Source organism: Actinomadura darangshiensis (assembly GCF_004349235.1).
GTDB lineage: Bacteria > Actinomycetota > Actinomycetes > Streptosporangiales > Streptosporangiaceae > Spirillospora > Spirillospora darangshiensis.
Genome location: NZ_SMKY01000365.1, coordinates 1 through 7796 on the forward strand (window position 1 = coordinate 1; position 7796 = coordinate 7796).

A 7796-nucleotide genomic window follows, 5' to 3' on the forward strand; every position below is an offset into this window, starting at 1 on the left:
GTCGCCGGTGTCGCGACGACGTGTGAACCGTCCGCGGGACGTGCGGCGTCCGCGCCGAGCGCCGCGAGACCGGCGGCCGCCCCCATCAGCCAGAGCGCTTTGCGGCGGGACGTCCCACCTGAGTCCTCAACCTCCACAAGTCCAACGCTATCGGGGATTTGCGGGGGTAGGAGATGGCTATGAGATCACAATCGGCTCACCTGCGGGAACGGTGGCGGCCGTGAGTGCGGCGCCGCAGGTCGGGCCGCTGCTGGCGTTCGTGCTGGGATCGCTCGCGGTGGTCGCGGCGGTGCTGGCGAGGGTGGGCGGGCTCGGTCTCGGCAAGGACATGCTCGTCGTGTCGGTGCGGGCCGCGGTGCAGCTCGCGGTGGTGTCGCTGCTGATCGCGGCGGTGCTGCGCAGCGGGGGCTGGACCGCCGCGTTCATCGCGGGCATGGTCGTGATCGCGGTCGTGACGGCGGGGCGGCGGATCACCGGGTCGGTGCGCGGGTCCGGGTGGTGGACGGCGCTGCCGATCGTCGCCGGGGTCGCGCCCGTGCTCGCGCTGCTGCTGGCGTCGTCGCTGGTGCCGTTCCGTCCGGTGTCGGTGCTGCCGATCGCGGGGATCTTCATCGGCGGCGCGATGTCGGCGACGGGCCTGACCGGGCGGCGGGCGCTGGACGAGCTGACGGCGCGGCGCGGCGAGTACGAGGGCGGGCTCGCGCTCGGCCTCCTGCCGCGCGACGCGGCGCTGGAGGTGTGCCGGCCGGCGGCGGCGCTCGCGCTGTTCCCCGTCCTCGACCAGACCCGGACGGTCGGGCTGGTGACGCTGCCGGGCGCGTTCATCGGGGTGCTGCTCGGCGGCGCCGACCCGGTCGAGGCGGGCGCGATCCAGCTGCTCGTCCTCATCGGGCTGCTGGCGATCGAGTCGATCGCCGCCATCGTCACACTGGAGCTGGTGGCCACCGGCCGCCTCGACCGTGCCGCGTCCTACAGGAGGTCGTGATGAAGGCCAAGGCCATGAACGCGCTCGGACGCGAGCGGCTCGACTGGCGGTTCAAGGCGATCCCGGCGTCCGCGCACGGGATGACGGTCGACACGGCGCGCGAGGCCCGGCTGCCGCTGGACGACTTCGGGACGCCGCTGCTGACCCTCGACGCGGGTGCGCTCGACCACAACGTCCGGACGATGGCGCGGTGGACGGAGGCGGCCGGGCTCCTGCACGCCCCGCACGGCAAGACGACGATGGCGCCGGAGCTGTGGCGCAGGCAGCTGGACGCCGGGGCCTGGGGCATCACGGTCGCGAACCTGCCGCAGCTGCGCGTCGCCCGCGCGTTCGGGGTGCGGCGCGTCATGTACGCGAGCACGCTGCTCGACCAGGCGGGGCTCGCGTGGCTGTCGGGTGAGCTGGAGGGCGATCCGGGGTTCGAGTTCGTGGCGTGGGTCGACTCGGTCCGGTCGGTGAAGCTGATGGACGAGGCGCTGCGCATGGCCAGGAACCAGCGGCGGGTCGACGTGTGCGTGGAACTGGGCGGCCCGGGCGGGCGCACGGGCGTGCGGGACGACGGCGACGCGCGCAAGGTCGCCGCCGCCGTCCGCAAGGCCGGGACGCTCCGGCTCGCCGGGATCGCCGGATACGAGGGCGCCCTCGCGCACGACGCGTCCAGGAAGGGCCGCGGCTCGGTGGACGCCTACCTCCGCCGGCTCGGCAACCTGGCCGGGGGCTTGAAGTACGAGGTGGACGAGCCGGTCGTGACCGCCGGCGGCAGCGCGTTCTTCGACCAGGTCGCGGACGTCCTCGGCGGCCTCGGCGGACGGGTCGTGCTCCGCGCGGGCGCGTACGTCGTCCACGACGACGGGTTCTACCGGGGCATCTCGCCGTTCGCGCGCGCCGCGCAAGGGGAGCCGCTGCGGTCGGCGATGCACGCCTGGGCGCGCGTGGTCTCCCGTCCGGAGCACGCGCTCGCCCTGCTCGACGTGGGCAAACGCGACGTGCCGTTCGACGAGGGGCTGCCGGTACCGCAGCTCGTCCGCGGGAAGGCGAAGCCGCTCGGCGACGACGCCCGGATCACCGCGGTCAACGACCAGCACGCCTTCCTGCGGGACTCCGCCGCCGACGTCGGCGACGTGGTCAGGCTCGGCCTCTCCCACCCCTGCACCGCGCTCGACAAGTGGACGATGATCCCGGTCGTGGACGACGCCGACTCCCGGCACCCGGTCGTCGTCGACTACGTCAGGACGTACTTCTAGGGCGGTCAGCCGGCGAAGCCGAGGCCGCGCAGGGCCGCCTGGCAGCCGTGGGCGACGTGCATCCGGGTCATCGCCACCGCGCCGACGGTGTCGCCCTCCTCGAAGAAGCGGACCAGCTCGGAGTGCTCGTGGTACGCCTGATGCAGCCGCTCGCCCCGCGCGGACGTGTTGATGTGCCGCTCGCTGGCGTGCCACATCATCCGGGCCGTCCGCTGGAGCATGCCGGGCCCGAGCGCGGAGAACACCTCGAAGTGGAATGCGCGGTGCGCCAGCAGGTGCTCCAGCGGGTCGGGGTCGGTGGCCAGCTCCTTCAGCCGGAGCAGGTGCGGCCGCATCCGCTCGGCGGTCTCCGCGGAGGCCGTGGCGGCGACCCGCTCCGCCGCCATGACCTCCATCAGCTCCAGCATGCGGTAGCCGTCCTCGACGTCGTGCCGGCGGATCTCCGACACCACGGCGCCGCGCCGCGGGTACACCTCCGCGAGGCCCTCGGCGAGCAGCTCCCGGAACGCCTCCCGCACCGGGACGCGGCTCACGGCCAGCTCCTTGGCGAGGGGGTCGACGCGCAGCTTGGCGCCCGGCGGCAGCCAGCCCAGCACGATCTTCTTGCGGATCTCGTCCACCGCGAAGTCGGTCAGCGTCTCGTGCTCGCCGGCCGCGCGGCCCGGCCCTGCTGGTTCCACTGGACGCGCCTCCTCGCCGGTCGAAGCACCGCCTTCATCGTCCCATGGGCGGGACCGCGCCCGGCGGTGGCTCATGCCTTGGCGGAGTACGGCCAGCCCAGTGGCGGGCCGATGTAGCTCTCGGCGAAGTTGCGGGCGTACGCGGTGGAGTGCCGCAGCTGCCACAGCCGGGACCGCTGCAGCTTCTGCCGGAACGCGGCGTCGGGCGTGCCGTCCTCGTAGGTGTGCATCATGTGGATCAGCGCGTGGCTGAACTCCTGCGCCTTCCAGATGTCGGGCAGCCGGTGCGCGGAGTAGCGGTCGAGGTCGGCGTCGTCGCCTGACTCGGCGTACCGGGCGAGGACGAGGTCGAGTTCGGCCGCGTCCGCCATGGCGAGGTTCATGCCCTTGCCGCCGGACGGGGTGATGATGTGCGCGGCGTCGCCGAGCAGGAAGACCCGTCCGTGCCGCATCGGCTCGCACACCTTGCTCTGCATCTCCAGCATGTTCTTGCTGAAGACGGGGCCTTCGTTGAGCGTCCAGCCGGGCTTGGCCAGGCGGGCGCGCAGCTCCCGCCAGATCCGGTCGTCCGGCCAGTCGTCGACGGTGTCCTCGAACGGCACCTGGAGGTGGAAGCGGGTGACGGTGTCCGAGCGCAGCAGGTGCCCGGCGAAGCCGCCCGGGTGGACGGCGTACACGGTCGAGTCCGTCGACGGCGGCGCCTCGGCGAGCAGCGTGAGCCAGCGGAACTCGTGCTGCATGAAGTACTCGTCGAACCGCTCCCACGGGGCGCAGGCCCGGGTCGCGCCGTGCTGGCCGTCCGCGCCGGCGACGAAGTCGGCGTGGATCACGGTGCCGTCCGCGCACTCGACCCGCGGGCCGTCCTCCCACTGGAGGACCTTGGTCGCCGTGGTCTCGAACAGGACCTCGCCGCCGCCGGCCTGGAAGCCGTCCAGCAGGTCGGACACGACCTCCTGCTGCGGGAACACGTAGTGCGGCTTGTCGTCGTACAAAGCGGAGTAGTCGGCGAAGAAGCTCTCCCCCGCGACGCGGAACTCGCATCCGTGGTGGACGGCGCCCTCCGCGTGCAGCCGGGCGGACAGGCCGAGATCGTCCAGCAGCTCGACGGTCCGGTACTCCAGCAGCCCCGCGCGGGCCCGCCCGCGGATGGCCTCCGGGCTGAACTTGTCCAGCACGACGCAGGCGACCCCGCGGCGTTGCAGCAGGTTCGCCAGCGTGAGTCCGGCGGGGCCGGCGCCCACGATGGCGACCGTGGTGTGCAGTTCACGAGCCACGAACGGCTTCCTTCCTTGTCGGTGTGTGTCGGGGGCTCAGGATCGGCGGGACGCGGGACGCATCTCCGGCACGACGACGTCCCCGTCGACCACGATCGCTTCGTCGTCCAAGAAGAGGCTGCAGTCCCGCATCGGGATGTCGAAGTGGCACGGGGTGTCGTTCGGGCCGCCCAGCTCGTTGTTCGGCCCGATGGAGAACATGACGTTCCCGTAGACGGCCCTGGGCTCCATGCCCATCCCGCCCGGGAACGCCGGGGGCAGCAGCCCGTGCCACTGGGCGTGCTGGTTGAGGCCCCAGCCGACGTGCGACATCCCGTAGCCGCGGGGGTCGTCGAACGACTCGATGTAGGAGCGGAGCATCTGCGCGTCGAGTGTGCCGCGGATGTCGGTGATGAAGCCGTGCTCTACGGTGATCTCGACGGGGGTCTGCACGTAGGTGTTGAACGGCAGGAGCACGTCGCCGGGGGCGAGGACGATCCGGCCGTCGACGCCGTCGTCGTCCCCGCCGGTGAACACGAACCCGGACGGCCAGTGGTCCCAGCGGCCGGGCTCGTCGGTGTAGCCGTACTCGGTGATCGCGTCGTACCGGCCGAGCCGGTAGGTGACGTCGGTGCCGAGCGCGTTCGTGAACCGCAGCGAGCCCGCCTTGCGCATCAGCTCCTGCCCGACCTCGACGCGTTCGCGCAGCTCCTCGGTCGGGAACAGGCGGGCCAGCAGCTCCACCGGCTCGACGGCCGACAGCACCCGGGTGCCCGCGTCCTGGACGGCCTGCTGCTCCTTGGAGAACAGCAGGAAGACGAGGTCGACGAGCATGTCCGAGCGCTTGAGCGCCTCGACCGCCTCGGGGTTCGCGGCGAGCCCGGACGCTCCGACCGCCCACGCTCCCGCGCTCGCCCCGGGAGCGGGCAGCCGCATGTGGTACGCCTTCGCGCCGAGCGACTGCGCCGCGGCGAGGAACGCGTCGGCGTAGTCCATCCGCTCGTCGCCCTGCGACAGCACGGTCACCGACTCGCCCTCGTGGACGCCGCTCAGCTCCAGCTGCCTGCGGCACAGGTCGGTGAACGCCACCTGGTCGACCATGTCGTGGCCTCCTATCGTGGTTGCTCTGCGAGGAAGGGTTCTGCGAGGAAGGTGCGCACGGCCGTGATGAACCCGCCGAACTCGTCCCACGGGATCATGTGGCCGGCGCCGGGCACGGACACGACGGGGATGCGCGGGTTCGCCCGGCGCAGGTCGGCGGCGCCCTCGTCCGTCACGACGGGGCTGGCGCCGCCCCGGATCAGCACCGCCGGTGCCCGCAGGCGCTCCCAGTAGGGGAAGAAGTCCTCGGTCTCGAACCCCTCGTGCGTTTCGCGGACGGCCGTCTCGTCGCAGGACGGCAGTTCCTGCGCGCGAATCAGCAGCTCACGCTCCGGCCAGGCCGGGTAGAAGCGGCGCATCTCCGCCGGTGTGGTGCCGCGCCTGGCCTCGTCGAGCTGTGTGCGGAACGCGTCCCAGCTCGTCGGGTACGGGCCGCGTCCCGGCCCGGACAGCGGAGGGTCGGCGAGCAGCAGCGGCGCCCGCGCACCGGCCGGGTCGCCGTGCAGGACGCGCCAGGCGGCGGCGATCCGGGCGCCCATCGAGTGGCCGAGGACGATCGGGTCGGCGAGGCCGAGCGCGCCGATGACGCCGGCGAGGTCGGCCGCGTAGTCCCGGAGGGTGTAGTTCCCGGCGGGCGGGGTGTCCGAGCGGCCGCGTCCGCGCACGTCGAGGACGTGCACCACGTGGTCGCGGGCCAGGTCGAGCGCGACGAACTCGGCCGTCAGCGCCGGGCTCGTGATGCCCGGGACGATGACGATCGGGTCGCCCGCTTCGCCGTAGCGCAGCAGGTGGTGCCGCAGCCCTCCGGTGCTGACGAACTCGCCGGTGCCCTTCGGCTCGATCATGGCCGGGCCCGTCCGCCGAGAAGGGCGCCGCCGCCCGGGACGTGCGGGTCCAGGCCGAGCGCGTCGAGGATCTCGCGGGTGGTCGCCGTGGCGGCCGAGAACACCGGCAGGTCGAGCTGCTCCTGCGCCTCGGTGACGGCGGCCAGCGACGGCATCTGGACGCACGCCGACAGCACGACGCCCTCCGCCCTGCCCAGGTCGAGTTCGCGGGCGTGGCCCAGGGGAGCGCCCGGGTCCAGGCGCCCGACCTCCCGGTTGTCGGTCACCGACAGGCTCCGCACCGCGGTCACCTCGATGTCGTAGGCCGCGAAGTAGCGGACCACCATCCCGGTCAGCTCCGGCGCGTAGGGGGCGACGATCGCGATCCGGGACAGGCCGAGCCGCTGGACGCCGCGCACCAGCGCCCCCGCGCTGCTGGTCACCGGCGCGTCGCAGCCGGCCGCGGACGCCGTGTCGCGCATCCGCCGCTCGGCCTCCTCGTGGGCCCGCGGGCCCTGCGCCATGACCGCGATGAGGCAGGCGTAGGCGATCACGTCGACGGCGGCGTCGGCGACCTCGCCCGCGCACCGGTCCGCCTGCCCCGCCATCGCGCGGAGCGACTCGGCGTCGACCGTGTGCAGCACGGCGCGGCTGGAGTGGAACGTGAACCGCTCGCCGCCCGGCCGCCGGGCGAGCAGCTCGGGGACCTCGGTCTCCATCGTCGTGTTGGAACTCGGCACGATCAGGCCGATCCGGCGGTGGTTCACCGCACCTCCGTCAGGTAGGTGAGCGCCTCTTCGAGGGCGATCACGTCGGCGTACTTGGCCTGGACGTCGATCAGGCTCGCGTCGTGCGCCGAGCGGACGCGGTCGGCCACGGCGTCGGCGACGACCAGCGTCGGGAAGCCGTACTGCACCGAGTCGACGGCCGTCGCCCGCACGCAGCCGCTGGTCGTGGTCCCGCAGACGACGACGGTGTCGGCGCCGTAGGCGCGCAGCAGCCCGGCCAGGCCGGTGCCGAAGAACGCGCTCGCCCCCGTCTTGGTCAGCACGGGGTCGGCTTGGCGGCGCGGCAGCCGCTCATCGACCTCGACGAGCGCGGAGCCCTGGCGCAGGACGTCCAGGCCGGGCGACTTGTCCAGCCAGGCGCTCGGCGCGTGCTCGGCGAACGCGATGGTGGTGAACACGACCGGCGCCTCGGCCTCGTGGAAGGCCCGCACGAGCCGCCCTGCCGCCTCGATCTCGGCCGCCATCTCCGCGCCGATCGGGACTCCCGGGTCGGTGAAGCCCTTCTGGAGGTCCACCACCACGAGCGCCGGGCGGCGGCCGCGCCGCACCGTCCCGCCGAACCCGGCCCGGACCAGCCGGTCCTGGATGCCCTCGCTCATCACGCTCCTCTCCGATGCGGTCGCCTCGATCGAGCGTCACCCTAGATTTAATTAAATCCTGGCGTCAAGAGTGTGAGTCGTTGTCAGGCGTGTTGACCGCTCTGGATGCTGGAGGCTTGATGTTTAGGCATGTCAACACTGATTTTGATGAGCGCGAGTGGCGGGAAGTGCGCGGAGGGTGTCCCCGGGGTCTTGACAGGATTGCATTAAACATACGACCATCCTCGGAACCTCGGCCGGTGCATCCCCTGCGCGGCAGGTCCGCCGCCCATCCACCGTCGAACGTCAAGAGCGAGGTCGACATGGTGCACGCCCCAGACCG

General features: G+C 72.7%; 8 protein-coding genes. 2 read left to right on the forward strand and 6 right to left on the reverse strand.

The window, feature by feature from the left end:
* Positions 1-220: 220 nt before the first annotated feature.
* Together E1293_RS41600 and E1293_RS41605 are read left to right on the forward strand one after the other, a co-directional pair.
* On the forward strand, positions 221-985 hold the full coding sequence (locus E1293_RS41600) for an ABC transporter permease (protein ID WP_132204770.1): 765 nt from the start codon (positions 221-223) through the stop codon (positions 983-985).
* A complete protein-coding gene (locus tag E1293_RS41605) occupies positions 985-2229 on the forward strand; it encodes an alanine racemase (protein WP_132204772.1) in 1245 nt (414 codons plus the stop codon). Before E1293_RS41600 ends, E1293_RS41605 begins: the two co-directional genes overlap by 1 nt.
* Before the next feature lie 5 nt (positions 2230-2234).
* Here E1293_RS41605 and E1293_RS41610 read toward each other — a convergent pair whose 3' ends face one another.
* The 6 genes from E1293_RS41610 to E1293_RS41635 form a co-directional block, all read right to left on the reverse strand.
* The gene (locus E1293_RS41610; protein ID WP_207939412.1) at positions 2235-2909 is read right to left on the reverse strand and encodes a GntR family transcriptional regulator; all 675 of its coding nucleotides are present in this window, start codon (positions 2907-2909) and stop codon (positions 2235-2237) included.
* 71 nt (positions 2910-2980) lie between these two features.
* The gene (locus E1293_RS41615) at positions 2981-4183 is read right to left on the reverse strand and encodes a 4-hydroxybenzoate 3-monooxygenase (RefSeq protein WP_132204776.1); all 1203 of its coding nucleotides are present in this window, start codon (positions 4181-4183) and stop codon (positions 2981-2983) included.
* A 36-nt stretch (positions 4184-4219) separates the two neighbouring features.
* Positions 4220-5263: a 2,5-dihydroxypyridine 5,6-dioxygenase NicX family protein gene (locus E1293_RS41620; RefSeq protein ID WP_132204778.1), complete on the reverse strand. Its 1044-nt coding sequence runs from the start codon at positions 5261-5263 to the stop codon at positions 4220-4222.
* 11 nt (positions 5264-5274) lie between these two features.
* The gene (locus E1293_RS41625; RefSeq protein ID WP_165978642.1) at positions 5275-6108 is read right to left on the reverse strand and encodes an alpha/beta fold hydrolase; all 834 of its coding nucleotides are present in this window, start codon (positions 6106-6108) and stop codon (positions 5275-5277) included.
* Positions 6105-6854: a maleate cis-trans isomerase family protein gene (locus E1293_RS41630; RefSeq protein WP_132204780.1), complete on the reverse strand. Its 750-nt coding sequence runs from the start codon at positions 6852-6854 to the stop codon at positions 6105-6107. Before E1293_RS41630 ends, E1293_RS41625 begins: the two co-directional genes overlap by 4 nt.
* Positions 6851-7474, reverse strand: a complete 624-nt coding sequence (locus E1293_RS41635; RefSeq protein WP_132204782.1) for an isochorismatase family protein — start codon at positions 7472-7474, stop codon at positions 6851-6853. Before E1293_RS41635 ends, E1293_RS41630 begins: the two co-directional genes overlap by 4 nt.
* Positions 7475-7796: the final 322 nt, after the last annotated feature.

Bases quoted from the DNA above. Each gene is read 5' to 3' on its own strand.
- E1293_RS41605 (WP_132204772.1), top strand. From the start codon at position 985: ATGAAGGCCAAGGCCATGAACGCGCTCGGACGCGAGCGGCTCGACTGG.
- E1293_RS41625 (WP_165978642.1), bottom strand. From the start codon at position 6,108: ATGATCGAGCCGAAGGGCACCGGCGAGTTCGTCAGCACCGGAGGGCTG.
- E1293_RS41635 (WP_132204782.1), bottom strand. From the start codon at position 7,474: ATGAGCGAGGGCATCCAGGACCGGCTGGTCCGGGCCGGGTTCGGCGGG.
- E1293_RS41620 (WP_132204778.1), bottom strand. From the start codon at position 5,263: ATGGTCGACCAGGTGGCGTTCACCGACCTGTGCCGCAGGCAGCTGGAG.